We start from the raw sequence: 24,362 nt of genomic DNA, 5'->3' as shown, positions 1-24,362 counted from the left end.
CGTGAACCCCTCCCACCACGCGGTGCGGAGACCGGCCTTTCCGTGGAGACCTTGGGGAAAACGCCCCCGCGACGGGCCGCGGGCTGGTCAACTTTGTTGCGGGGACGCCGTGGGGGGCGGCACCCGCAGCGCGCGAGCGCACCCGCCGACGTACGAGGCTCCGCACCCCCGAGGGCGGAGCGATTCGCATCACAGGAGGCCGCCGGTGAGACGAGGGCGCCCAGAGACGCTGCCCCGAGGGACGGCGGAGCGCACGCTGACCAGCGTCGGAACCGGCGAGGACACCGGCCGGCCGGACGAGCGGGGCGCCCGGCGGGACGGGGCGGCACAGCGCGGACCGGACGCCGTGCAGCGCGAGACGTCCCGGCTGTGGCACATCACCCTCAGCGTCTCGGGCGCCGAGGCCCCGCTGAAGGAGGTCCGCCGCGCCCTGGAACAGCTCGCCCACGACCATCCCTTCCTGCTGACCAGCCGCTACGCCAACGACCACGCCGAGATCCGCTACTGGGAGGAGGCGCGGGACCTGCACGACGCCGCGGCGGTCGCGCTGCGGCTGTGGGGCGAGCACCGCTCGACGGCCAAGCTGCCGCCGTGGGAGATTGTCGGCCTGGAGGTCATCGACCGCGAGACCTACCACCAGCGGGTAGCGGAGGGTTACGGTCCGCCCCCTGCCTCACCGGTCGGCGTCCACCCCTTCTGACCCGCGGTCGTCCGCGTCCCGCGCTGTGAGATACGGCGTGGCCGCGGCCCGCCGCCCCGTTAGGCTGCCGCCATGACCAGCAGCGCATCGCACACCTCGCCCGTCCTCGAGACCGCCCGCCGCGCGCGGGAGGCCGCCGCCGTCCTGGCGCCGCAGCCGCGTACGGCCCGTGACGCAGCGCTGCTCGCCATCGCCGACGCCCTGGTGGAGCGGACCGACGCGATCGTCGCTGCCAACGCCGAGGACATCGCCAAGGCACGGGCGGCCGGCACCGCCGAATCGATCGTGGACCGGCTCACCCTCACCCCCGAGCGGATCGCGGCCATCGCCGCGGACGTCCGCCAGGTCGTGGCGCTGCCCGACCCGGTGGGCGAGGTGGTGCGCGGCTCTACCCTGCCCAACGGCCTCGACCTGCGGCAGGTCCGGGTCCCGCTCGGGGTGATCGGCATCATCTACGAGGCCCGGCCCAATGTGACGGTGGACGCCGCGGCCCTGTGCCTGAAGTCCGGCAACGCGGTGCTGCTGCGCGGCTCGTCCTCCGCGTACGCCTCCAACAGCGCCCTGGTGGACGTGCTGCGCGACGCCGTACAGAGCACCGGGCTGCCCGCCGACGCGGTGCAGCTGGTGCCCGGCGAGAGCCGCGACTCGGTGCGCGAGCTGATGCGCGCCCGCGGCCTGGTCGATGTGCTGATCCCGCGCGGCGGCGCGTCCCTGATCCGTACGGTCGTCGAGGAGTCCACGGTCCCGGTGATCGAGACCGGCACCGGCAACTGCCACGTCTACGTCGACGAGGCCGCCGACCTCGACATGGCCCTCGACATCCTGGTCAATTCCAAGACCCAGCGGCCCAGCGTCTGCAACGCCGCCGAGACGGTGCTGGTGCACGCCGGGATCGCCGAGAAGTTCCTGCCGCGGGCCCTGGAGGCGCTGACCCAGGCCGGCGTGATCGTGCACGGCGACGCCGCCTGGCAGCAGGCCGGCCCCGGGCTGGTCGCCCCCGCCACCGACGAGGACTGGGCGACGGAGTACCTCTCGTACGACATCGCGGCCGCCGTGGTCCCCGACCTGGACGCCGCGGTGGCCCACATCCGGCGCTGGACCTCCGGTCACACCGAGGCGATCGTCACCACGTCACAGGCCGCCGCCCGCCGCTTCACCCAGGTGGTGGATTCCACCACCGTCGCGGTCAACGCCTCGACCCGCTTCACCGACGGCGGCCAGTTCGGCTTCGGCGCGGAGATCGGCATCTCGACGCAGAAGCTGCACGCCCGGGGCCCGATGGGACTGCCCGAGCTGACCTCCACCAAGTACATCCTGACGGGAGACGGCCACACCCGCTGAAGCGTCCCCCGGATTCCCCGTTCTCCCTGCCCAAAATGAGCGCCCGGGGCTAACCTGGACGGGTGCCGGACGACGTGGGGGGCAAGCCGTTCCCGGACGGTGAAGAGCCCGACGAGCACCACCACGGGAGCCACGGAAAAGCGGACGAAGAATTCGCCTCCGTGGTCTTCGACGAGGAATTCGTCCGGTCGGCGCAGATTCATGAACCCTCGGCGGTCGAGCGGATGCTCGCCGCCGCCGAGGCGCGCGCGGAGGCCGAGGCGGCCCGCTCCGGACCCGGCTTCGGCCCCGAGGGCGACGACCCGGACGAGACCGGCCTGCGCCGCCACCGCCGCGTCCGGGGGAGCGACGACTTCGACGGGTACACCGACTACGCCGAGTACGACGACGACAGTGAGTTCGGCGACTACCCGCCCTACGGCCCGTACGGCCCCTACGGCGGCGCGCTGCGCCCCTACCGCAGCAGTACCCGCTGGCACCGCCCCGTCGCCTGGGTGCTGGCCGTGGTGATGGGCATCGGGCTGGTCGCGCTGGCCTTCAGCGCCGTTTACCGCGGCTCCTCGGGACGGACCCAGAGCCCGGCACCGGTGCCCACGTCCAGCGGCGTGGACGCCCCCGCCACGGGCGTCGTGGACAGCGTCCGCACGGCTGGCCCCGGCCTGCCGTCGCTGCCGTCGGCCGAGCCCCTGCGCCCGTCGTTCCCGGCGGTGCCCAGGCCGCACTGACGCGGTGTGCGCCGTGCCCGCAAAACGCGTTTTCGAAACGGAATCGTCCGGTGAAGTTGCCCGCCGCCCCGGCGTTTACCTTCGCCCCGGCCGACCTACTCTTGTTGTATGACCGGGCCTGGGGACCCTCCCGAAGGGACGCCCAACGGCGCCCCGGGAGGCGGTGAGGACGAATACCGATCCGTCGTCTTCGACGAATCGTTTGTGCGGGCTGCGCGACTGCAGGAATTCTCCGCGGACGAGCGGCTGGGCGAGCACCATTCGCCGGCCGTCAAGACCCGGCACGCCTGGATGCGGCTGGGCGGCTCACGGCAGGCCGTCCTGCTGGTGCTGCTGATCGTCCTCGCCTTCGGCACCGCCGTCTACATGGGCGTACGCCATCCGTACAAAACCCCGGAGACGGTCCGGGCGCAGCCGCTGCGGTCCGCGGTGGTGCCGCTCGCGCCGGCCGGGGCGGTACCCGGAGCGGCGCCGGGAGACCTCTTCGCCCACAGCCCCGCGGCCAATTACCGGATCGGCGCCGCGGGCGTCAATCTGCCCCCCGTCACCCGGACCGAGCACTTCTCCGACGGCCAGATCGTCGCCGCCCTGACCGTGGCGAAGGACTACCTCGTCCGGTCCTCGCTGGACCCGGCCACCCTCACCGGCGGATCCGTACGGCCCGTACGGCTGCTGCTCGACACCGGCCAACTCGACCAGTTCGACCGCAGCCTGGCGCGATCCGACGACAACGGCCACGACGCGGCGACCGGGTGGCTGATCCGCTTCGACCCCCGGCAGACCCGGCTCGCCGACCGGAACGTACGGGTCAACGGCACGCTTGCCGCGTCGGAGTTGAGCCCGGACGCGCTCGACGTCACCGCCGACTACACCTTCGTCTACGCCGTCCGGCCCGCCCCCGGCGCGCCGGCCAACACCCCGGGCCAGGGCGTCGGCAAGCCCACTCCGGGCGCCGCCTCGCTGGTCACCGTCCGGCGTGAGGTGCACTTCCGGCTGAGCCGGGAGAACCTCAACGACCACCGCCTGGAGGTCGTGCAGAGCGGCCTGCAGGCCGGGCCGCTGGCCTGCTCCTCGCGGCCTGCCGACGCGCTGCGCCCGCTGTTCGCGGGACAGCACGCCGGCCAGGACCGGCCCCGGGGCACCGACCCCTACGCCAGGGACCGGGCCAACCCCTCGCTCTGCGGTGAGCTGGCGCCCGCCGCCCAGCCGAAGCCGCGCCATCCGCTGCGTTAGGAGGCCGGGCGGTCGTCCCCACCGGAGCCGTTGCTGCCGCCCTGGCCGTCGTGGCGGCCGCCGCCACGGAAGACCGTGTCGCGCAGCTTGCCGCCCAGATCGCCCGCACCGCCCGCGATGTCGCGCACCAGGCCCATCAGCGGGTCCTTGCTGTTGCGCACCGAGTCGGCGTAGTGGGCCGCGGAGTCCCGGAACGAGTCGGAGACCGAGGTGTCCTTGTCCTCGTCCCGGCGCGGGTAGTGGCCGTCCATGATCCGCTGGTAGTCGCGGCTCTCCGCCCACTTCTTCAGCTCGGCCGCCCGTACGGTCGTGAACGGGTGGCTGCGCGGCAGCAGGTTGAGGATCTTCAGCACGGAGTCGCGCAGATCGCCGCCCGCCTCGTACTCGTCCGCCTGCTTGAGGAAGGCGTCGACGTTCATCTCGTGCAGATGATTGCCGCCGGCCAGCTTCATCAGTCCGCGCATCGAGGCCTGCAGATCCTGGCCGACCAGCAGCCCGGCGCGGTCGGCGGACAGTTCCGACTTGCGGAACCACTCGCGCAGTGCGGTCACGATCGCCATGATCGCGACGTTGCCCAGCGGGATCCAGGCGACCTTCATGGCCAGGTTCGTCAGGAACAGCAGAATCGTGCGGTAGACGGCGTGCCCGGACAGCGCATGCCCGACCTCGTGGCCGATGACCGCCCGCATCTCCTCCTCGTCCAGCAGCTCGACCAGACCGGTCGTCACCACGATGATCGGCTCGTCCAGACCGATGCACATGGCATTGGGCTGCGGGTCCTGATTGACGTACATCGGCGGGACCTTCTCCAGGTCCAGGATGTAGCAGGCGTCGCGCAGCATGTCGTTGAGGTGCGCGAACTGCTGCTCGCCCACCCGCACCGAGTCCGACAGGAACAGCAGCCGCAGGCTGCGCTCCGGCAACAGGCCGCTGAGCGTCTTGAAGACGGTGTCGAACCCGCTCAGCTTGCGCAGCGCCACCAGCGCCGAGCGGTCCGCCGGGTGCTCGTACGACCGCGACGAGATTCCGGGGAATCGCCGCCGGTCCCGGCTCGGAACGTTCGCGCTGCCGCCTGGGCTCTCCGTCATTGGGGCCTCCCCCTGTTCGACTGCGTGTGTTTCACAGTAGAGGACGCCACCGACAGGAGAATGGATGCTCGGGCGTACGCTGGCGATCGCACCAATGACCGCACGGGCCCGTACAGATGACCGCACGGGCCGTACCCGAGGGAGCGCACCGTCATGCCGTATCCGAGCGTGCTGCTCGCCGCAGCCCAGGAGACCGCCAGGGACGGCGGACCCGGATGGATCCTGCGCACCGTGATCGTCGTCGGCTTCGTGGGCGCCGGCCTGCTCGCCTGGTTCCTGCTGCGCGGCTACGGCCAGGACTGACCTCCCGCGCACGGCCAGGACGCCTCCGGGCGGAGTCGCCGTGAGCCCGCGGTGAGGCGGCGCTTACGATGTGGTGGAAGTCTCTGCCCGACCCCAGCCCGGATTGGTCCTGCTGACGATGAGCCTGCACACCACCGCACAGTCCCTGGTTTCCCTCGCCGCCGACGCCGGACACGAGGGCGGTCACGCCAGCCTCAGCCCCTTCGTGACCGGCGGCGGCGCCCTGTTTGTCCTGCTCCTCCTGCTCTGGATCACCACCCGTTTCAACCGGGACCGCTGAGCCCGGCACCCGGCCTCCGGCATCGCGCACAGCCCAGTAGGGTCTGCACGCATGGGAGAGCACACAGGGCCCGTGAAGCGGCGACTCGGAGTGATGGGCGGCACGTTCGACCCGATCCATCACGGACACCTGGTCGCCGCCAGCGAGGTGGCCAGCCAGTTCCACCTCGACGAGGTCATCTTCGTGCCGACGGGACAGCCGTGGCAGAAGAGCCACAAGAAGGTGTCCCCGGCCGAGGACCGGTATCTGATGACGGTCATCGCGACCGCGTCGAATCCGCAGTTCTCCGTCAGCCGCATCGACATCGACCGCGGCGGCAAGACGTACACCATAGACACGCTGCGTGACCTGCGGACCGAGCACCGTGACGCGGATCTGTTCTTCATCACCGGCGCCGATGCGCTCAGCCAGATCCTGACCTGGCACGATGCCGCGGAACTGGTGTCGCTCGCCCACTTCATCGGGGTGACCAGGCCCGGCCATGTCCTCGCGGACCCCGGGCTGCCCGCGGGGGCGGTGTCCCTGGTCGAGGTGCCGGCGCTGTCCATCTCCTCGACCGACTGCCGGACGCGCGTCGCCCAGGGGGATCCGGTCTGGTACCTGGTGCCGGACGGTGTGGTGCGCTACATCGACAAAAAACAGCTGTACCGCAACGACCGCTGACGGGGCTGACGGAAAGGGGCACCGGTGAGCGACCGACAGGATCCGTACGGGCCGCAGGACCCGTATGCCCACGACCCCTATGGCCAGGAGCAGCAGGGGCATACGGGCTACACCTACGACGCCTACGGGCAGCCGGTGTACCGCGAAGCCGCTCAGTCGTCGTACGAGCAGCACTACGACGCCTACGGGCAGCAGACCGCCCCCTCCGCCTACGAGGGCTATGACCCCTACGGCGGCTACCAGGGCGGCGGCAGCCAGACCCCGCAGGGCCACCAGGGATACCAGGAGCATCAGGGGCACCAGGGACAGGCGGAGTACGGCTACGACGCGTACGGCCGTCCGCAGGTGCAGGACCGGCCCGGCTATCCGCAGCAGTACGACCCGTACGCCCAGCCCCAGCAGCCGCCTCGGCAACAGCCTCCTCAGCAGCAGCCGCACCAGCAGGAGTGGATCCCCCAGCAGGCCCAGCAGTCCCCGTACGAGCAGGCCTCCTACGCCGACGGGCCCCGTTACGACGAGCCCGCTCCGCAGCGCCAGGACCAGCCGCCGCGGCCGCCGGAGCGGCGCCGCGCCCCGGCGGACGACGGCGCGGAGCCGGGCGCGGCCGGTGCGCCCGGTCCCTCGGGCGAGGACCCGGAGTACCGCACCGAGCAGTTCTCCTTCATCGAGGAGCCGGACGAGGACTCCGAGGACGTCATCGACTGGCTGAAGTTCACCGAGAGCCGCACCGAGCGGCGCGAGGAGGCCAAGCGGCGCGGCCGCAGCCGCATCGTCGCGCTGTCCGTCGTGCTGGCCCTGCTGGTCGCCGGCGGCGTCGGCTATCTGTGGTGGGCGGGCAAGCTGCCCGGTCTGGCCGGTCCCGGCACCGGCCAGGCGGCCGCGGCCGCCGGTCAGAAGCGCGACGTCCTCGTCGTCCATCTGCGGGACACCAAGTCCGGGAACAGCTCCACGGCGCTGCTGGCGGACAACGAGACCACCCACAAGGGCACCACCGTCCTCCTGCCCAACAGCCTCGTCGTCCCGAAGGACGACGGCAGCAGCACGACGCTCGGCAAGTCCGTCAAGGACGACGGCACCGAGCCGACCCGGGACTCCCTCAACAGCCTCCTGGGCGCCGACCTCAAGGCCAGCTGGCGGCTTGACACGCCGTATCTGGAGAACCTCGTCGAGACGGTCGGCGGGATCACGCTGGACACCGACGCCACCGTGCCCGGCGCCAAGAAGGGCGCCTCCCCGGTCGTCAAGCAGGGCAGCGCCCAGGACCTGAACGGCCAGGCCGCCGTCGCCTACGCCACCTACCAGGCGCCCGGCGAGCCCCAGACCCGGCAGCTGCAGCGGTTCGGCCAGGTCATGCAGGCGACCTTGAAGAAGGTCTCCAGCGACGCCGACGGCGCCACGGCCACCGTGAAGTCGCTGCTGCAGGTGCTCGACCCGCCGCTCACCGAGGGCCAGCTGGGCAGCTCGCTGGCGCAGCGGGCGGAGCTGGCGAAGACCGGCGCGTACCGCACGACGCTGCTGCCCGTGCAGGCGAACGGCACGCTCAGCCAGGCCGCCGCGGCCGGCATGGTCAAGGACGTGCTCGGCGGCACGGTCAAGAAGACCGCCCCCGACGCGACCGCCCGGGTCGCCGTGCGCAACGCCACCGGCAACAAGGCCGCCACCAACAAGGCGCAGGTCGCGCTGCTCAACGGCGGCTACAGCTTCGTCGACGCGGGCACCGCGGGCGCGGCCGCCAGGTCCCGGATCACCTACGCGGACGCCGCACAGAAGGCCAGGGCCGCGGAGGTCGCCAAGACCTTGGGGCTGCCGGCGAGCGTGGTCACGCAGGGCAAGGGCGCCTCGAACGCCGACATCACGGTGGTGCTGGGACAGGACTACAAGGGCTGACGGCCGGCACGATGCGTCCGCCCCCGTCGGTCTCCACCGGCGGGGGCGCACCTCCCCGAAAGCGGCTCTGACCTGCCCGGACACCGGAACCGACCCACTGGTTCGAAAACCCAGTCGGGAGTGTCGATGGTCCGTGAGACCCTTGAGGGGTACTTGACCGCCGATCCGGTCGTCCACGGGGACTGCGGCGCGCGCCGCGACTCAGCGGTGAGCTAGCCGCCCCTGCCCGGCCGGAGAGGCTGCCCTCGACCCGGAAAGCCGCTTGTGACCGCCACGGACCGTTCCCTCGAGCTCATCAACGCCGCCGCCCAGGCCGCGGCCGACAAGCTCGCGCACGACATCATCGCGTACGACGTCAGCGACGTCCTCTCGATCACCGACGCCTTCCTGCTGGCCTCGGCGCCCAGCGACCGCCAGGTCAAGTCGATCGTCGACGAGATCGAGGAACGGCTCAACAAGGAACTCGGCGCCAAGCCGGTCCGCCGTGAGGGCGACCGCGAGGCCCGCTGGGTCCTGCTCGACTACGTCGACATCGTGGTGCACGTCCAGCACAGCGAGGAGCGTGTCTTCTACGCGCTCGAGCGCCTGTGGAAGGACTGCCCCGAGATCGACCTCCCCGAGGAGGCCAAGGCCACCCGCGGCAAGGCCGCCGAGCACGTCGAGGCCACGGCGGGCGAGCAGGACGGAGAGCTGCGCTGAACGGCACCAAGGGCGGCCGGGGCCGCCGCATCGTCCTCTGGCGGCACGGCCAGACGGCCTGGAACCTGGAGCGCCGCTTCCAGGGGTCGACGGACATCGAGCTGACCGAGGAGGGCCTCGGCCAGGCGCGCCGCGCCGCCCGCCTGCTCGCCGCCCTGGGGCCGGACGCCATCATCGCCTCCGACCTGCAGCGGGCCTCGGCGACCGCGAGCGAGCTGGCCGCGCTCACCCGCATCGACGTCACGCACGACGCGGCTCTGCGGGAGACCTACGCGGGCTCCTGGCAGGGGCTGACGCACGACGAGATCCTGGCGCAGTACCGCGAGCAGTACACCGCCTGGAAGCGCGGTGAGCCGGTGCGGCGCGGTGGCGGCGAACTGGAGACCGAGGTCGCCGACCGGGCCGCCCCCGTGGTGCTCGGCCACGCCGAGAAGCTGCCCGACGACGGCACCCTGGTCGTCGTCAGCCACGGCGGCACGATCCGCACCACCATCGGGCGGCTGCTCGGCCTGGAGGCCCACCACTGGGAGGGCCTGGGCGGTCTGTCGAACTGCTGCTGGTCCGTACTGGGAGAGGGCGCACGCGGCTGGCGCCTGTTGGAGCACAACGCCGGCACCCTGCCGGAGCCGGTGCTCGGCGACGACGACTGAGCCCGCCGGGCGCCCCCGGCCGACCGGATTTCACATCTGGGCAGGTCGCAGGCTAAAGTTCTTCTTGTTCGCGGCGCCGCCGGGGGAAACCCGGGGGAGCGGAACAAGACCCGGGGCTATAGCTCAGTTGGTAGAGCGCCTGCATGGCATGCAGGAGGTCAGGAGTTCAATTCTCCTTAGCTCCACAGCCCGGAAGATCCCGCCTCCAGACGGAGGCGGGATCTCTGCGTTTTGCGGGATCTTCGTGTGGTGTGTGATCTCTGTGTGGTGCGTGATCGCAGGGAGGCCGGGCAGCCGGGCCGCGCGGGCAGGGCGGGCAGGGCTCCGTATGACGTTGGCCGGGGCCCGCGGAGTACGGCTTGCCCGTGAGGCCGTGATGCCGCGCAGGGCGGCCACAGGGGCTGTACGCCAACGCCACCGGGCGAAAGCGCCGTTGGCAGGCCGCAGGGAGTTCGCCGCTATGGCCAGAAGGCGGACCTGACCCGGTCCGTCGTCCGTGGCAGAATCGGACGGCGCCGGCAGGGGAGGAGAGATCGCGATGCCCACGAGCATCCTCGAGGAGGTCAATGACCTGCTCGAAGTGGCCGCGGCGCAGGGTGATGACTGGCTGCCGGAGTATGCGCTCCGCTTCACCTGCCCCGTGGACGAGCCCCTTCCCGCAGTCGGCGGCGAGGACGGTTCCGCTCTGCGGTGCCCCTCCTGCGACTCCTCCCATGTGGCGCAGGCGCTGGGTGACGACGGGGACATTTCCTTCGTTTGTACGGCCTGCGGCCGCAGTTGGAGCTGATGGATGGGCGCCCACAGCAGGAAATGTGACTGGTGCGGCAGCGGTACGCCGATTGTCCGCGACATGGAACCGGTCAACGCCGACTACCAGTACTGGTGCGAGGAATGCGCCCGCGCCCTCGTCATAAAGGGCGACCCCATCGAGACCTACCGGGAGCTCGACGGGGAGCCGATCTACGGACGGCTGCTGGAAGAGCACTGCACGCTGAAGCGTTTCTACTCGTTCGCGACGGCCTGAGCGGGGGCCGCCGGGCGGCGGTGACGACACGGCGGCATGTGTGCGCCGGCGGGGGAGCCGAAAGGTCCCCTTGGTGCCGAGAGGTCCCTGCTTAGTGCCGAGAGGCCCCTGCGCAACTCCGTAGCGCGGGCGGTCGGTTCACGTACCACTGCCGGCGCCGACCCTCCGGGGTGAGCCGCCACGCCCCGGTCGTCCGGTGAGCCGCCACAGCCGGGCCCCGGTCAGCGCCAGCAGCGCAAGGCCGGCGAGCGGATAGACGTCGGAGAGCAACATCTGGACGCCGTTCTGGTGCAGTTCCTCGTGGTGGTGCCAGCGGTGCGGCACCCACCACAGCGCGAACGAGGAGAAGAGCAGGCCCAGTGCGGTGGCCACCGCCCACCGGCGCCGGGCGGCGGTCCCGGTCCGGTGCAGCGCCTCGGAGCCGAGCAGGATCAGCATCGGTACGCACCACACCCAGTGGTGGGACCAGGAGATCGGGCTGACCAGGAGCGCGGTCGCCGCGCAGGCGACGGCCGCCCAGGCGCGCTGCCCGCGCAGCAGCGACCCGGCCGCCAGAGCGAGGCCGAGGGCCGCGGTCAGGCCGGCGGCCACGAGCCAGGCGAGGCCCGGATCGTGGGTGTGCAGCAGCCGTGCGAGGGCGCCGCGCAGCGACTGGTTCGCGGTGATCTCCACCTCGCCGACCCGGTCGGCGGCGAAGACGATCTCGGTCCAGAAGCGGTGCGCGTCACGCGGCAGCGCGAGCGCGGAGAGGAGGGCGGTGGCCAGGAACGTGGCGGTGGCGACGACGGCCTGCCGCAGCCAAGGGTTCCAGGCGGCGCGCGCGCCCGCGCCGGAGCGGAGCAGCTGCCCGGCACGGACGGCGCCGGCCAGCGCGAGGAGTACGGCGAACAGCGCAGGGGTGAGCTTGAGGCCGGCCGCGAGGCCGATGCCGGTACCCGCGAGCCGGTACGTGTCCTTGCGGGTCAGGTCCCACAGCACGAGCGCGGCGAGCAGCAGGTTGATCTGGCCGTAGCGCAGCGTCGTCCACACCGGCTCGCACCACACCAGCAGCGCCGAGACCGCGAGCGTCGCGGCCGGCCCGGGCAGGCACCGGGGCCGGCCGGCCAGCCGCAGCGAGAGGTGGACGACGGCGAGGAGCAGCACGAGGTTGCCGGCCGTGGCGAGGGTGCGCATCGCGGGGACGCCGAGGAGGGTGAGCGGGGTGAACAGCAGCGCCGCGAAGGGCGGGTAGGTGTTGGGCAGGTGCGCCGAGGTCGCCACCATGTCGTAGAGGGACCCGCCGTTGCGGACCGTGAAACCCTCGGCGCGGTAGACCATGAGGTCGAGCATCGTCACGTGGGCGAGGCGCTGCGCGATCCAGAAGGCCGTGAACGAGACCAGGCAGGCGAGGGCCGCCGCGCGGGTCGGGTGCCGGCGGACGAGGCCCCTGCCGGGGCGGGCGCCGCGGGGGTCGGTGGGCGCTTCCAGCTCCAGCGCGGTCACGGCGTACGGCTCCCCCAGGACGAATCGGGCACGGCGTGCCGACAGTACCGCGCGTCGCGCCGAGGGAGCCGGGCAGAACGGCCGGGGGCCCCGGGCAGAACGATTTGGCAGAAGCCGGGGAGGTCCGTGTAATGTAGGCGATGCCGCAGCGGGGAGCCGGGCGGGCAACAGAATACGGGGCTATAGCTCAGTTGGTAGAGCGCCTGCATGGCATGCAGGAGGTCAGGAGTTCAATTCTCCTTAGCTCCACAGAGAACGGAGCGGGTCGTCCGATATGGACGGCCCGCTCTGTTGCGTGCGCCCGCTCCGTTGTGTGCGACGGCTCCCTCGTGTGTGCTCGCTTCGCCGTATGTGTCCGCGGGCCGGGTGTTCTGGCCGTCCGGCGCCCCGGCGGCGGTTCCTCCCGGGTTCCCCTGATATCCGGTCAGCGAGGCGCCCGTTATGGCGAGTTGAATGTTCGCTCCCTGCCCATTCGTGGCCAGTCCTTGCCATTCCTTGGTCTCTTCTTGGTGATCGCATGTCCCTGACATGAACGGTTCACCGAAAGAGTGGCGCATCGCGTGAACGTCACATCCCACGCATTCACCGCTTGTGCGGTGCCGCGCACCTGCGCACCGGCGCAGCGCGGCACCCCGCAGCGCACCGCATCGCCACAGCAGGGGGTTACATGAGATCAAGCCGCACCAGATCACTGCGCGCCCGCGCCGGTCTGGCCTGGGCAGCGACGCTGCCGCTGGTCGCCGGTGCGCTCGCGCTCGGCGCACCCGCCGCCGACGCCGCGGGCCACGACGGCGGACGGCACGCACTGCAGGGCACCAAGCCCCTGTGGGCCACCCGGCAGGCCGACCAGGGCGACACCTCCGCTTCTGCGGCCGTCACCGCCCGCGTCTACCTGGCGGGCCGCGACGCCAAGGGGCTCGCGGACTACGCCAGGGCCGTGTCCGACCCGCACTCCGCCGCGTACGGGAAGTACCTGAGCCCCGGCCAGGTGCGGGCCCGTTACGGTGCCACGCACGACCAGATAGCCAAGGTGACCGACTGGCTGAAGAAGTCCGGCCTGACGGTCACCGGCACCAGCAACCGGTATGTGACGGTCAAGGGAGACGCGGCCGCCGCCGAGCGCGCCTTCGCCACCGACCTGCACAATTACCGCAAGAGCGGCCACCTGTACCACGCCCCGTCGACCACCGCCTCCGCGCCCGCCACACTGGCCGGTGCGGTGCTGACGGTCACCGGCCTGGACAACGCGCCGCGGATGGCCAAGCACCACTCCAGTGAACTGCCGCCGCCGGAGGGCGTCTTCCGCAACTCCGGCCCGTTCTCCTCGTACTACGGCTCCACGACGAACAAGAAGCTGCCGTCCGCCTACGGCGGCAAGGCCCCGTACGCGATCAAGGGCTACACCGGCAAGCAGCTGCGCGCCGCCTACGGTGCGAAGAAGTGGACCGGCAAGGGCGTCACCGTCGCGATCACCGACGCCTACGCCTCGCCGAGCATCGCCAAGGACGCGGACACCTACGCCGGCCGCAACGGGGACCCCCGCTACCGCCACGGCCAGCTGTCCCAGGTGCTGCCCGCGGACTACACCCACATCAAGGAGTGCGGCGCGGCCGGCTGGTACGGCGAGGAGACCCTCGACGTCGAGGCCGTCCACGCGGTCGCCCCCGCCGCCGACATCGTCTACGTCGGCGGCGCCTCCTGCATGGACGACGACCTGATCGACTCGCTCGGCAAGGTCGTCGACGGGCACCTCGCCGACATGGTCTCCAACTCCTGGGGCGACCTGGAGGCGAACGAGACCCCGGACTCGGCGGCCGCCTACGACCAGCTCTTCCAGCAGGGCGCGGTGCAGGGCATCGGCTTCTACTTCTCCTCCGGCGACGACGGTGACGAGGTCGCCAAGACGGGCACCAAGCAGGTCGACAGCCCGGCGAACTCCCCCTGGGTGACCGCGGTCGGCGGCACCTCCCTGGCCGTCGGCAAGCACGACGCGTACCAGTGGGAGACCGGCTGGGGCACCCTGAAGGCGGGGCTCTCCCAGGACGGCAACGACTGGACCGGATTCCCCGGTGCCTTCAACGGCGGCGCCGGCGGCGGCACCAGCAAGACCGTGGAGCAGCCCTTCTACCAGCGCGGTGTCGTGCCGGACGGGCTCGCGAAGGCGAACGGCGGCGGCGCGATGCGCACCGTCCCGGACATCGCCGCGGTCGCCGACCCCAACACCGGCTTCCTCGTCGGCCAGACCCAGACCCTGCCGGACGGAAAGCTCGGCTATGACGAGTACCGCATCGGCGGCACCTCGCTGGCCGCTCCGGTGATCGCCGGCGTCCAGGCGCTGGCGCAGCAGGCCCGGCACGGCGTCGCCATCGGCTTCGCCAACCCTGCCATCTACCAGCGCTACGGCACCGCCGCCTACCACGACGTCACCGACCACCCGCTGGGCGCCGGCCGTGACCTCGCCGTCGTCCGCGTCGACTACGTCAACGGTGTCGACAGCAGCAAGGGCACCACGACCTCGCTGCGCAGCCTGGGCAAGGACAGCTCGCTGCACGCGGGCGTCGGCTACGACGACGTCACGGGCGTGGGCTCGCCGGGCGCCGGATATGTGAGCTCCTACCGCCCCTGAAACGGGCGCGCGGCACCGCCTGCCCGCCGCCGTCCGTGACCCCGGTGGGGCGGCGGCGGGAGCGCGGGGTAACGGGGGGCGGGGCCCGTGTTGGGGGAATCCTCAGCGCGGGCCTCGTACGCCCTGCGGTACCCTGACGCCATGCGTGCCGTACGCCTTCTGCTTAGCGGGCCGCGCTGATCAGTACCGACGGATGACAGAAGCCGTCGGAATCGGCGCGGCGTCCCCTCCTGTGCGAGGGGTCTTTTTGTTTCCGGCGTGCCGGGGATTCCGGCGCGTTTCCGCAGGCAGAGACGATCGATGGAGCTTTGAGGACGATGAGCGAGACGACCACTGCTGCCGAGGTGGCAGCACCGCACCGCTATACGGCAGCGCTGGCCGCCGACATCGAGGCCCGCTGGCAGGACTTCTGGGAGACGGACGGGACCTACGAGGCCCCGAACCCCACCGGGGAGCTGACCGGCGACGCCGCGGTGGCGGCCCGCCCCAAGAAGTTCATCATGGACATGTTCCCGTACCCGTCGGGCGCCGGCCTGCACGTCGGCCACCCCCTGGGCTTCATCGCCACCGACGTCTACGCCCGCCACCAGCGCATGACGGGCCACAACGTCCTGCACACCCTGGGCTTCGACGCCTTCGGCCTGCCCGCCGAGCAGTACGCGGTGCAGACCGGCACCCACCCGCGGGTCTCCACCGAGGCCAACATCGTGAACATGCGGCGCCAGCTGCGCCGCCTGGGCCTGGGCCACGACCAGCGCCGCTCGGTCGAGACGATCGACCCGGCGTACTACAAGTGGACCCAGTGGATCTTCCTGCAGATCTTCAACTCCTGGTACGACCCGGAGGCGGACGCGGCGCGTCCGATCGACACCCTGGTCGCCCAGTTCGAGGCCGGTACCCGGCAGACCCCTGACGGCCGTCCCTGGGACGGGCTGAGCCCCATCGAGCGGGCCAACGTCCTGGGCGAGTACCGCCTGGCGTACGCCTCGGACGCGCCGGTCAACTGGTGCCCCGGCCTGGGCACGGTGCTGGCCAACGAGGAGGTCACCGCCGACGGCCGCTCCGAGCGCGGCAACTACCCGGTCTTCAAGGCCAAGCTGCGCCAGTGGAACATGCGCATCACCGCCTACGCCGACCGGCTGCTGAACGACCTGGACGCGCTGGACTGGCCGGAGGCCATCAAGCTGCAGCAGCGCAACTGGATCGGCCGCTCCGAGGGCGCCCGGGTCGACTTCCCCGTGGGTGACGACAAGATCACCGTCTTCACCACCCGCCAGGACACCCTGTTCGGCGCGACGTACATGGTGCTGGCGCCCGAGCACCCGCTGGTCGCCGGCTCCGACAACGGCACCGGCACCGGCACCGGGTCGATCGTTCCGGACGCCTGGCCCGAGGGCACCCACGACGTCTGGACCGGCGGCCACGCCACTCCGGCCGACGCCGTCTCCGCCTACCGCAAGCAGGCCGCCTCCAAGTCGGACGTCGAGCGGCAGGCCGAGGCCAAGGACAAGACCGGCGTCTTCACCGGCGCCTTCGCGACCAACCCGGTCAGCGGCGAGCAGGTCCCGGTCTTCATCGCCGACTACGTCCTGATGGGCTACGGCACCGGCGCGATCATGGCCGTCCCGGCGCACGACAGCCGTGACTTCGCCTTCGCCCGCGCCTTCGAGCTGCCGATGCGCTGTGTGGTCGAGCCGTCGGACGACCGTGGCACCGACCCCTCGGCCTGGGACGACGCCTTCGCCTCGTACGACGCCAAGATCGTCAATTCGTCGAGCGCGGCGATCTCGCTGGACGGTCTGGGCGTGACGGCGGCCAAGGCGAAGATCACCGACTGGCTGGCCGCCGAGGGCATCGGCGAGGGCACCGTCAACTTCCGGCTGCGCGACTGGCTGTTCAGCCGGCAGCGCTACTGGGGCGAGCCGTTCCCGATCGTCTACGACGAGGACGGCGTGGCACACGCGCTGCCCGAGTCGATGCTGCCGCTGGAGCTGCCCGAGGTCGAGGACTACTCCCCGCGCACCTTCGACGCGGACGACGCCGACACCCAGCCGGAGACCCCGCTGTCCCGTAACGAGGACTGGGTCCATGTCGACCTGGACCTGGGCGACGGCAACGGCATCAAGCGCTACCGGCGCGAGACCAACACCATGCCCAACTGGGCGGGTTCGTGCTGGTACGAGATGCGCTACCTGGACCCCCGCAACGCCGATGCGCTGGTCGCCCCGGACATCGAGCAGTACTGGATGGGCCCGCGCGACGGTCAGCCGGCCGGCGGCGTCGACCTGTACGTGGGCGGCGCGGAGCACGCCGTGCTGCACCTGCTGTACGCCCGCTTCTGGTCCAAGGTGCTGCACGACCTGGGACACGTCTCGTCCTCCGAGCCGTTCCACAAGCTGTACAACCAGGGCATGATCCAGGCCTTCGTCTACCGGGACAGCCGCGGCATCGCCGTCCCGGCCGCCGAGGTCGAGGAGCGCGACGGCGGCTACTACTACCAGGGCGAGAAGGTCAGCCGCGTCCTGGGCAAGATGGGCAAGTCCCTGAAGAACGCCGTCACCCCCGACGAGATCTGCACGGAGTACGGCGCGGACACCCTGCGCCTGTACGAGATGGCGATGGGACCGCTGGACGTGTCGCGGCCGTGGGACACCCGGGCCGTCGTCGGCCAGTACCGCCTGCTGCAGCGCCTGTGGCGCAATGTCGTCGACGAGGCGACCGGTGAGGTCACCGTCGTCGACACCGAGCCGGACGAGGCCACCCTGCGGGCCCTGCACAAGGCGATCGACGGGGTCGGCCAGGACCTGGCGAACCTGCGCTTCAACACCGCCATCGCCAAGGTGACCGAGCTGAACAACCACCTGACCAAGGCGGGCGGCCCGATTCCGCGCACGGTCGCGGAGCGGCTGGTGCTGCTGATCGCCCCGCTGGCCCCGCACATCGCCGAGGAGCTGTGGCGCAAGCTGGGCCACACGGACACCGTGGTGCACGCGGACTTCCCGGTGGCCGACCCGGCGTATGTCGTCGACGAGGCCGTGACCTGCGTCGTGCAGATCAAGGGCAAGGTCAAGGCCCGCCTGGAGGTCTCCCCGTCGATCTCCGATGCGGACCTGGAGGCCACCGCACTGGCCGAGCCCGCCGTGGTCGCGGCGCTGAACGGCGCGGGCATCCGGAAGGTCATCGTCCGGGCGCCGAAGCTGGTGAACATCGTTCCGGCGTAGGCCGGGGGAGGGCGGCCGGGGCCTGGATTGGTCCCGGGCGCCCGGGGCTGGTTGCGGGTGCCTGGCCGGGGGCTTCGGCGGCCGGTGGGCTTCGGCCGGTGGGCTCGGCCCGTGGGGGCTGCGCGGGGGCGGTGGTCGGCCGGGGGCTTGTGTGTGGTGCCGACCCGGTGGCCGGCTTCTGGTCGCGTGGGTTGTGGCTTTGGCTGTCGCTGCGGCCGGCGCCGTCGCGCCGGCGCCATGGGTGGTTTCCCCTACGGGCAGGTTGGGGGTTCGTTCGGAACCCGCGGCCTGCCCGAGCCGTTTACCGTGGAGAGACAAGGGCGCGGGCGGAAATCCGGCGCCGCCGACACGTCTGGGGAGCGCCCATGGAAGCTGCTGTCGCCATCGTCGGGCTGCTCTTCGTGCTGTTCGTCCTGGCAGGCGTGTTCGTCACGGTCAAGGCCGTGACGGCGGCCAAGCGCGGCGTCGACCGCACGGTCGCCCAGGCCCGCAGAACCGTCGAGGACACCAGCCTCCGCGCCCGGCAGCTCGCCCAGCCCGGTGTGGTCGGCGAACTCGCACAGCTGCGGCTCTCGCTGCGTACGTCCATGCGCGCCACCCAGGAGGCGCTCCGCGGCGGATCCTCCGACGATGCCTCCCTGAGCGAGGCGATCGGGCTCTTCGAGCGGCTGAGCGCCCATGGCCATGAGCTCGACGACGAACTCAAGCGGCTCGAGCGCGAGCCCGACCGGGCCACCATCGCCACGCGCCTCCCGGAGCTCAGGGAGCGCCTGGAACGGATCACGCACTCCGCGGAGTCGCTGCGCTGGGCCGCCCGGGACCGCGCCCGCAAGTTCGCGGACGACGATCTGGCGGCGCTGAGCGACCAGATCGATGTCGAGGCGGGGGCGCTGCGCCACTGGACCCGGGTCGAGGATGTCGCGGACCCGCTGCAGGAGCCCGTACACCCGTCGGCGGACGGGCCGTCACGGGCGCGTACCGACGGCGGGGCCCCGGACGCCGGCGTCCGGACGGGCCGGCCTTCGGCGTCCGAGGACGGCCGCTCCGCGGGCCAGGCCCCCGAGGGCCCGCAGGCGCTCACCGCCCGTGACCCGCGCACCCAGCCGTCCTACCCGTGGGAGAAGGCACCGCGGACACGGACGTCACGGGCACCACGGACGGAGGACACGACCAACGGAGGGCACGGCCAGGTGAGGCCATAAGACGTCGGAGACGCGAAGCGAGGCGAGGGGGTTTGTGGGGGGCCCGGGGGAGACGGAGAGAAAGCCCGGAACGTCAGCGGTGCCGCGCGGATCGCGGATCCGAGGACGGGACGGGGATGGGGACGAGGGCGGGGACGGCATGCTCCGGCGCCCTCTTGGCAGAGCCTTGGGGAAACCTGGAAGATCTTGGGGAGGGGCCCGCACTGTGCGGCGTCCGGATCCCCGGATAACCTCCCAGTCATGTCCCCCCATGTCGCGATCGTCACCGATTCCACGGCCTACTTGCCGCGGACGGCTGTCGAGCGTCACCGCATCACGGCCGTTCCGCTGACTGTCGTCCTGGGGGACCAGGCCCTGGAAGAGGGCACCGAGATCTCCGCGAGATCCGTCGCCCAGGCACTCCAGAAGCGCCGTCCGGTGACGACCTCCCGGCCCGCCCCCACGATGTTCGCCGACACCTACCGCAAGGTCGCGGCGGCCGGTGCGAGCGGCATCGTCTCACTCCATCTGTCCTCGGAGATCTCCGGTACGTACGACGCGGCGGTGCTGGCGGCCAAGGAGGCGCCGGTGCCCGTACACGTCGTGGACACCGGCATGGTCGCGATGGCCCTCGGCTTCTGCGCTCTCGCCGCCGCGGAGACGGCGGAGGCGGGCGGGGACATCGACGAAGCCGTGGCCGCCGCCGAGAAGCGTGCCGCCGCCACCTCCGCTTACTTCTACGTCGACACCCTCGACTATCTGCGTCGCGGCGGCCGTATCGGTGCCGCCCAGGCGCTGCTCGGCTCCGCGCTCGCCGTCAAACCGCTCCTCCAACTGGCCGACGGGCGGATCGAGCTGCTGGAGAAGGTCCGTACGGCGTCCAAGGCGATCGCACGGCTGGAGGAGCTCGCCGCGGAGCGGGCCGGCGAGGGGCAGGTCGATATCGCAGTGCACCATCTCGACGCCGCGGAGCGCGCGGATGCGCTGGCCCAGCGGCTCCGGGAGCGGGTGCCGGGACTCAACGAGCTCCTGGTGAGCGAGGTGGGCGCGGTGATCGGCGCGCATACGGGTCCGGGGCTGTTGGGGGTCGTGGTTTCGTCGCTGTGAGGGGGAGTGGTGGGACCTCCTGTGGGTGACGGAGTTTTCCACAACTCGTCCTTCATCCACCGGAATTGCGGCAGCTCGGCGAGATCTGCGCGACGTGCTTAGCGTCGATCGGTATGAACTCGTTTCGATCTGCGTGGGGGGCTTCCCCCGTTCTTCCGGCTTCATCGTCTGCTTCCGTTCCGTCGTTTTCGTCGGCCTGGCCGTATCAGGCCTTCTCCTTCGGCCCTTCGGCCTCTTCGGGCTCGACGTCCTCGGGCGCGGTGTTCTCGGACTTGGCCTCTTCGGCCTCGGCCTCGGGGGCGGCTCCCTCCGTTCCCCCGTTCACTGCCGCAGGTTCCCTGGCTCCGTCCGGTGCGTCGGAGCGGCGGGAGTGGGAGCGCGAGCGGGTACGGGACCGGGTCGCGGCAATCTTCGGTGGTGCGGGTGCGGGTGCGGGTGCGGGTGCGGGTGCGGGTGCGGGTGCAGGGGCGGACGCGAGTGCTGGGCCGGGGCCGGGTGCCTGGTCCGGGCCGGGCGGGGGTGGGGCTGCGGTGGCCGGGGGCGGTCCGCCACTTCCGGGGCACGGTCCGCCGCCTTCTGGGGGCGGTCCGCCTGGGCCGCGCCGACGGGAGCGGATGTGGCTTGCCGTACGCGAACGGCTGCCGCTCTGGGTGCAGTTACGGTGCGGCGCCGACCCGAAGATGCTCGCTGCCCTGGTACTGGTGCTCGTACTGGCGCTGGGATTGGCCGTACAGCACTTCTGGGCCGGCCGCCCCGAACCGGTGCGGGCCCCGGCGGCCGAACGGCCCGCGGCGTCCGGCCCCGCGCCGCATCCGCCCTCACTGCCGTCGTCGTCCGCCGCAGCGATGGCGCACGGTCCGCCGGGTGGTGCGGGACGGCAACTGGTCGTCGATGTCACGGGCAAGGTCCGGCACCCGGGCATCCACCGGATGCCGCAGGGGTCGCGGGTGATCGATGCGCTGCAGGCCGCGGGCGGGGTGCTGCGGGGAGCGAGCACCGGCGGGCTGAACCGGGCACGACTGCTGACCGACGGCGAACAGATCGTGGTCGGCGCGCCCGGGGCCGCCGCGGCCGCCGGGGGCACCGGGGGCACCGGGGGCGCTGCCGGGCCCGTCGGCCCGGGGGCATCCGGGCCGGGAAGCGGGTCGCCGGGGGCCGGAGGCGGTCCGGCCGGACCGGTCAGCCTCAGCACGGCGACCGAGCAGCAGCTCGACTCGCTCCCCGGAGTGGGGCCCGTCCTGGCCCGGCACATCGTCGAATTCCGTACCCAGCACGGCGGGTTCACCTCGGTGGACCAGCTCCGTCAGGTGACCGGTATCGGTGACCGCCGCTTCGCCGATCTGCGCTCCCTGGTCCAGCCGTGACCCGTCTCCGCGCCCCCGTGCACGCCACGGCGTCGTCGTCGCACGGTGCCTCGGACCCGCATCAGGAGGGCCCGGCCGATCTGCGGCTGGTCGCGCCCGCGCTGGCTGCCTGGGCGGGGGCGGTGATCGGCCTGGGCGCCCCCGCCGGGGGAGTGGCGGTGGCCTGTGGGGCGGCCGTGGCGCTCGCGCTGTCCGCGTGGCGGATGGCTGTGGTCCGGCGCAGGGCGGAGTGTGCTGCGGAGGGAGACGGGCGGCCCTGCGCCGGGCCTGAGACGGGAGCTGCCCGGCGAGGGCTGGGGCCGCTCCGGCCGCGCTCTCCCCGCCGCTGGTCCGCCGGGGCGTTCGTGGCCCTGGCCGCGGTGCTGCTGTGCGCTGCGGCGGGGGCCGCGGCCGCGGCCCTGCATGCGTCGGATGTGCGGCGCGGACCGCTGCCGGCCTTGGCGGAGCACTACGCGGGGCTCACGGCGGAGCTGGAAGTGAGTGGTGATCCACGACTCACCCGCCCCAAGGTGCGAGGCTCCCAACGGACGCCCCCGGTACTGGTGTTCACGGCCGATGCCGTCGGGGTCAGGGCGCCGGGCGGTGAGGTCACCACCGTACGCACCCCGGTGCTGGTGGTCGTACAGCAGCGTGGAGGGGGTGGCGAAGCGCACGGCCCCGGGGCTCACGAGAGCCTGTCATCGGCGTGGCGCGGACTGCTGCCGTCGACACGCATCCGGGTGGTGGCGCACGCCGCGCCGCCGCTCTCGCCGGCCGACCAGGTTGCCGCCGTGCTCCGGGTCACCGCAGAGGCGCCACCGGTCAAGGTCGGCGCCCCGTCTCCTCTGCAACGGCTGGCAGGACACCTGCGTGCCGGGCTGCGCGAGGCCACCGACGGGCTGCGTCCCGATGCCCGTGCCCTGCTGCCCGGCCTCGTGGTGGGTGACACCTCACGCGTGCCGCCGGATCTCGACGACGCCTTCCGCGCCACCGACCTCACGCATCTGCTGGCCGTCTCCGGCAGCAATCTGACGATTGTGCTCGCCCTGCTGATCGGGCCGCCCCATCTCGCGACGCGCGCCGAGCGCCGAGGGCTGGCACCACGCCTGGGGCTGTCACTGCGCGGCACGGCCGTCATCGGCGGTGCGCTGTCCCTCGCCTTCGTCGTGGTGTGCCGCCCGGACCCGAGCGTGCTGCGGGCCGCCGCCTGCGGCTTGATCACACTGCTGGCCATCGGCACCGGCCGCCGTCGCTCGCTGCTCCCCGCCCTCGCCGCCGCGGTCCTGTTGCTGCTCCTCTACGACCCTTGGCTCGCCCGTAGTTACGGCTTTCTGCTGTCCGTCCTGGCGACCGGCGCGCTGCTGCTGCTCGCGCCACGCTGGAGTGCCGCGCTGCAACGGCGCCGGGTGCCGCCCCGGATCGCGGAGGTGATCGCCGCCGCGGCCGCTGCCCAGGCGGTCTGTGCACCGGTGGTCGCCGTGCTGGCGGCCCGGGTGGGCCTGGTCGCGGTGCCCTGCAATCTGCTGGCGGAAGTGGCCGTGGCCCCCGCGACGGTGCTGGGCTTCGCGGCCCTCGCCACCGCCCCGGTCGCGTTGCCGGCCGCCCAGGCGCTGTCGTGGTGCGCGGGCTGGCCGGCTGAGTGGGTCGCCGGCGTCGCCCGCACGGGGGCGGCGCTGCCGGGGGCGGAGTTCGACTGGCCGGGCGGCTGGGGTGGCGGGCTGGTGCTGGCGGCTGCTCTGGTGGCCCTGGTGCCGGCCGTCCGCAGGGTGCTGCGCCGTCCCTGGCTGTGCGTGCTGTGTGTGCTGGCAATGATCTTGGCGGTGTGCCGCCCCGCCCCGTTCACCCGCATCCTCACCGGATGGCCGCCGCCGGGGTGGCGGGCCGTGGTGTGCGACGTGGGGCAGGGCGACGGCCTGGTGCTGGCAGCCGGGGACGGTACGGCGCTGGTCGTGGACACCGGACCCGAGCCCCAGGCCATCGACCGCTGCCTCACCGACCTGGGCGTCCGCCGTATCCCGCTCCTGGTCCTGACGCACTTCCACGCCGACCATGTGGACGGGCTCCCGGGGGCGCTCCGCGGTCGTGCGGTCGGCGCGATCGAGACCACGACGCTGCAAGACCCTCCGGGACAGGCGGAGTTCGTACACCGTGTGGCAGCGGCGGCACGGGTGCCGGTCATCCGTGCCGTACCGGGGGAGCGGCGCCACCTGGGCCCACTCGCCTGGCAGGTCCTCTGGCCGCCGGCCCCGCCCACTCTCCCTGGCCCCACCGACCCCACCAGCCCCACCGGCCCCGCCGATCCCACGGGTCCATCGGCCGGTCCCGACGAGCTCGACGGCCCCAACGACGCCAGCGTCACCCTGCTCGTCCGTACGGGCGGCCTGACCCTCCTGCTGCTGGGTGACCTCGAACCACCTGCACAGCGCGCACTGCTGGCGGCCCACCCGGAGCTGGGCGGTGTCGATGTCCTGAAGGTGGCGCACCACGGATCCGCCTATCAGGACCCTCCGCTGATGCATCGGCTGGCGCCGCGCCTGGCGCTGATCTCCTGCGGTGTCGGCAATCCGTACGGCCATCCGGGGCCCCGCACCATTGCCGCGCTGCGCGCTCAGGGCGCCCGGGTGCTGCGGACGGACACCGACGGAGCCATCGCGATCCTGGGCACGACGGCCAGGCTCTCGGCGACGGTCAACGGCCACCGAACCAAGGCCGGCCCGGTCCCCGGCCGGAGAACCCGGTCCCGCCCGGTAACGGCCCGGAGAGCCCCGGCACGTCCAGTGGGCGGCCGTCCACCCGATGGCGGCGCACC

Annotated in this window: 19 protein-coding genes, 2 tRNA genes and 1 pseudogene; 20 read left to right on the top strand and 2 right to left on the bottom strand. The window is 72.2% G+C overall.

Annotated elements, in window-relative coordinates; all coding sequences use genetic code 11:
* The first annotated feature begins 205 nt into the window (after positions 1-205).
* From ABR737_RS16285 to ABR737_RS16270, 4 genes are all read left to right on the top strand, one after another.
* On the top strand, positions 206-700 hold the full coding sequence (locus tag ABR737_RS16285; protein ID WP_350250893.1) for a DUF8830 family protein: 495 nt from the start codon (positions 206-208) through the stop codon (positions 698-700).
* A gap of 72 nt (positions 701-772) precedes the next feature.
* Positions 773-2,041 (top strand): glutamate-5-semialdehyde dehydrogenase, encoded by a 1,269-nt coding sequence (locus tag ABR737_RS16280; RefSeq protein WP_350250892.1) that lies wholly within the window; start codon positions 773-775, stop codon positions 2,039-2,041.
* Between the two features lie 62 nt (positions 2,042-2,103).
* Positions 2,104-2,766 carry an SCO2584 family spore wall biosynthesis protein gene (locus ABR737_RS16275; RefSeq protein WP_350250891.1) on the top strand — a complete coding sequence of 221 codons (663 nt, stop codon included), beginning with the start codon at positions 2,104-2,106 and terminating at the stop codon, positions 2,764-2,766.
* Positions 2,767-2,874: 108 nt separating this feature from the next.
* On the top strand, positions 2,875-3,999 hold the full coding sequence (locus ABR737_RS16270) for an SCO2583 family membrane protein (RefSeq protein WP_350250890.1): 1,125 nt from the start codon (positions 2,875-2,877) through the stop codon (positions 3,997-3,999).
* On the opposite strand, the gene ABR737_RS16265 is transcribed toward ABR737_RS16270, so the two are convergent.
* Positions 3,996-5,087, bottom strand: coding sequence for a M48 family metallopeptidase (locus ABR737_RS16265; RefSeq protein ID WP_350250889.1), 1,092 nt, complete (start codon positions 5,085-5,087; stop codon positions 3,996-3,998). The genes ABR737_RS16270 and ABR737_RS16265 overlap by 4 nt on opposite strands.
* A 153-nt stretch (positions 5,088-5,240) precedes the next feature.
* Between ABR737_RS16265 and ABR737_RS16260 the strand changes: the two genes are divergently transcribed.
* From ABR737_RS16260 to ABR737_RS16220, 9 genes are all read left to right on the top strand, one after another.
* The gene (locus ABR737_RS16260; RefSeq protein WP_164993054.1) at positions 5,241-5,390 is read left to right on the top strand and encodes a hypothetical protein; all 150 of its coding nucleotides are present in this window, start codon (positions 5,241-5,243) and stop codon (positions 5,388-5,390) included.
* Between the two features lie 118 nt (positions 5,391-5,508).
* Complete coding sequence (locus tag ABR737_RS16255; RefSeq protein WP_350250888.1) at positions 5,509-5,670, top strand: hypothetical protein; 162 nt, start codon at positions 5,509-5,511, stop codon at positions 5,668-5,670.
* Positions 5,671-5,721: 51 nt separating this feature from the next.
* Positions 5,722-6,333: a nicotinate-nucleotide adenylyltransferase gene (gene nadD / locus ABR737_RS16250; RefSeq protein WP_350250887.1), complete on the top strand. Its 612-nt coding sequence runs from the start codon at positions 5,722-5,724 to the stop codon at positions 6,331-6,333.
* Positions 6,334-6,357: 24 nt separating this feature from the next.
* On the top strand, positions 6,358-8,220 hold the full coding sequence (locus ABR737_RS16245) for an LCP family protein (protein WP_350250886.1): 1,863 nt from the start codon (positions 6,358-6,360) through the stop codon (positions 8,218-8,220).
* A gap of 264 nt (positions 8,221-8,484) precedes the next feature.
* On the top strand, positions 8,485-8,919 hold the full coding sequence (gene rsfS / locus ABR737_RS16240; protein ID WP_350250885.1) for a ribosome silencing factor: 435 nt from the start codon (positions 8,485-8,487) through the stop codon (positions 8,917-8,919).
* Complete coding sequence (locus tag ABR737_RS16235; protein WP_350256803.1) at positions 8,916-9,569, top strand: histidine phosphatase family protein; 654 nt, start codon at positions 8,916-8,918, stop codon at positions 9,567-9,569. Before rsfS ends, ABR737_RS16235 begins: the two co-directional genes overlap by 4 nt.
* A 112-nt stretch (positions 9,570-9,681) precedes the next feature.
* A tRNA-Ala gene (locus ABR737_RS16230) sits at positions 9,682-9,754 on the top strand.
* A gap of 353 nt (positions 9,755-10,107) precedes the next feature.
* Positions 10,108-10,356: a hypothetical protein gene (locus tag ABR737_RS16225; RefSeq protein WP_350257160.1), complete on the top strand. Its 249-nt coding sequence runs from the start codon at positions 10,108-10,110 to the stop codon at positions 10,354-10,356.
* A gap of 3 nt (positions 10,357-10,359) precedes the next feature.
* A complete protein-coding gene (locus tag ABR737_RS16220) occupies positions 10,360-10,593 on the top strand; it encodes a hypothetical protein (protein ID WP_147245244.1) in 234 nt (77 codons plus the stop codon).
* Positions 10,594-10,731: 138 nt separating this feature from the next.
* Here the strand turns inward: ABR737_RS16220 and ABR737_RS16215 are convergent, their stop codons facing one another.
* Positions 10,732-12,075: a glycosyltransferase 87 family protein gene (locus tag ABR737_RS16215; protein ID WP_350250884.1), complete on the bottom strand. Its 1,344-nt coding sequence runs from the start codon at positions 12,073-12,075 to the stop codon at positions 10,732-10,734.
* A 176-nt stretch (positions 12,076-12,251) separates the two neighbouring features.
* Here ABR737_RS16215 and ABR737_RS16210 point away from each other — a divergent pair.
* From ABR737_RS16210 to ABR737_RS16180, 7 genes and pseudogenes are all read left to right on the top strand, one after another.
* Positions 12,252-12,324: transfer RNA gene (locus ABR737_RS16210), tRNA-Ala, on the top strand.
* 418 nt (positions 12,325-12,742) lie between these two features.
* On the top strand, positions 12,743-14,701 hold the full coding sequence (locus ABR737_RS16205; RefSeq protein ID WP_350250883.1) for a S53 family peptidase: 1,959 nt from the start codon (positions 12,743-12,745) through the stop codon (positions 14,699-14,701).
* A gap of 317 nt (positions 14,702-15,018) precedes the next feature.
* Entirely contained in the window at positions 15,019-17,922 is a 2,904-nt protein-coding gene (locus tag ABR737_RS16200) for a leucine--tRNA ligase (protein ID WP_350250882.1), read from the top strand.
* Between the two features lie 365 nt (positions 17,923-18,287).
* A complete protein-coding gene (locus ABR737_RS16195; protein ID WP_350250881.1) occupies positions 18,288-19,124 on the top strand; it encodes a hypothetical protein in 837 nt (278 codons plus the stop codon).
* Positions 19,125-19,364: 240 nt separating this feature from the next.
* Complete coding sequence (locus ABR737_RS16190; RefSeq protein ID WP_350250880.1) at positions 19,365-20,210, top strand: DegV family protein; 846 nt, start codon at positions 19,365-19,367, stop codon at positions 20,208-20,210.
* A 614-nt stretch (positions 20,211-20,824) separates the two neighbouring features.
* On the top strand, positions 20,825-21,574 hold the full coding sequence (locus ABR737_RS16185; RefSeq protein WP_350250879.1) for a ComEA family DNA-binding protein: 750 nt from the start codon (positions 20,825-20,827) through the stop codon (positions 21,572-21,574).
* A 203-nt stretch (positions 21,575-21,777) separates the two neighbouring features.
* A pseudogene (locus ABR737_RS16180) lies at positions 21,778-23,988 on the top strand (ComEC/Rec2 family competence protein); the annotation flags it as partial.
* Positions 23,989-24,362 lie beyond the last annotated feature (374 nt).

This window comes from Streptomyces sp. Edi2 (genome assembly GCF_040253635.1).
In the GTDB taxonomy this organism is placed as follows: domain Bacteria; phylum Actinomycetota; class Actinomycetes; order Streptomycetales; family Streptomycetaceae; genus Streptomyces.
The sequence above is the reverse complement of the archived record's forward strand: the minus strand, read 5'-3'. Positions and strand labels throughout refer to the sequence as shown.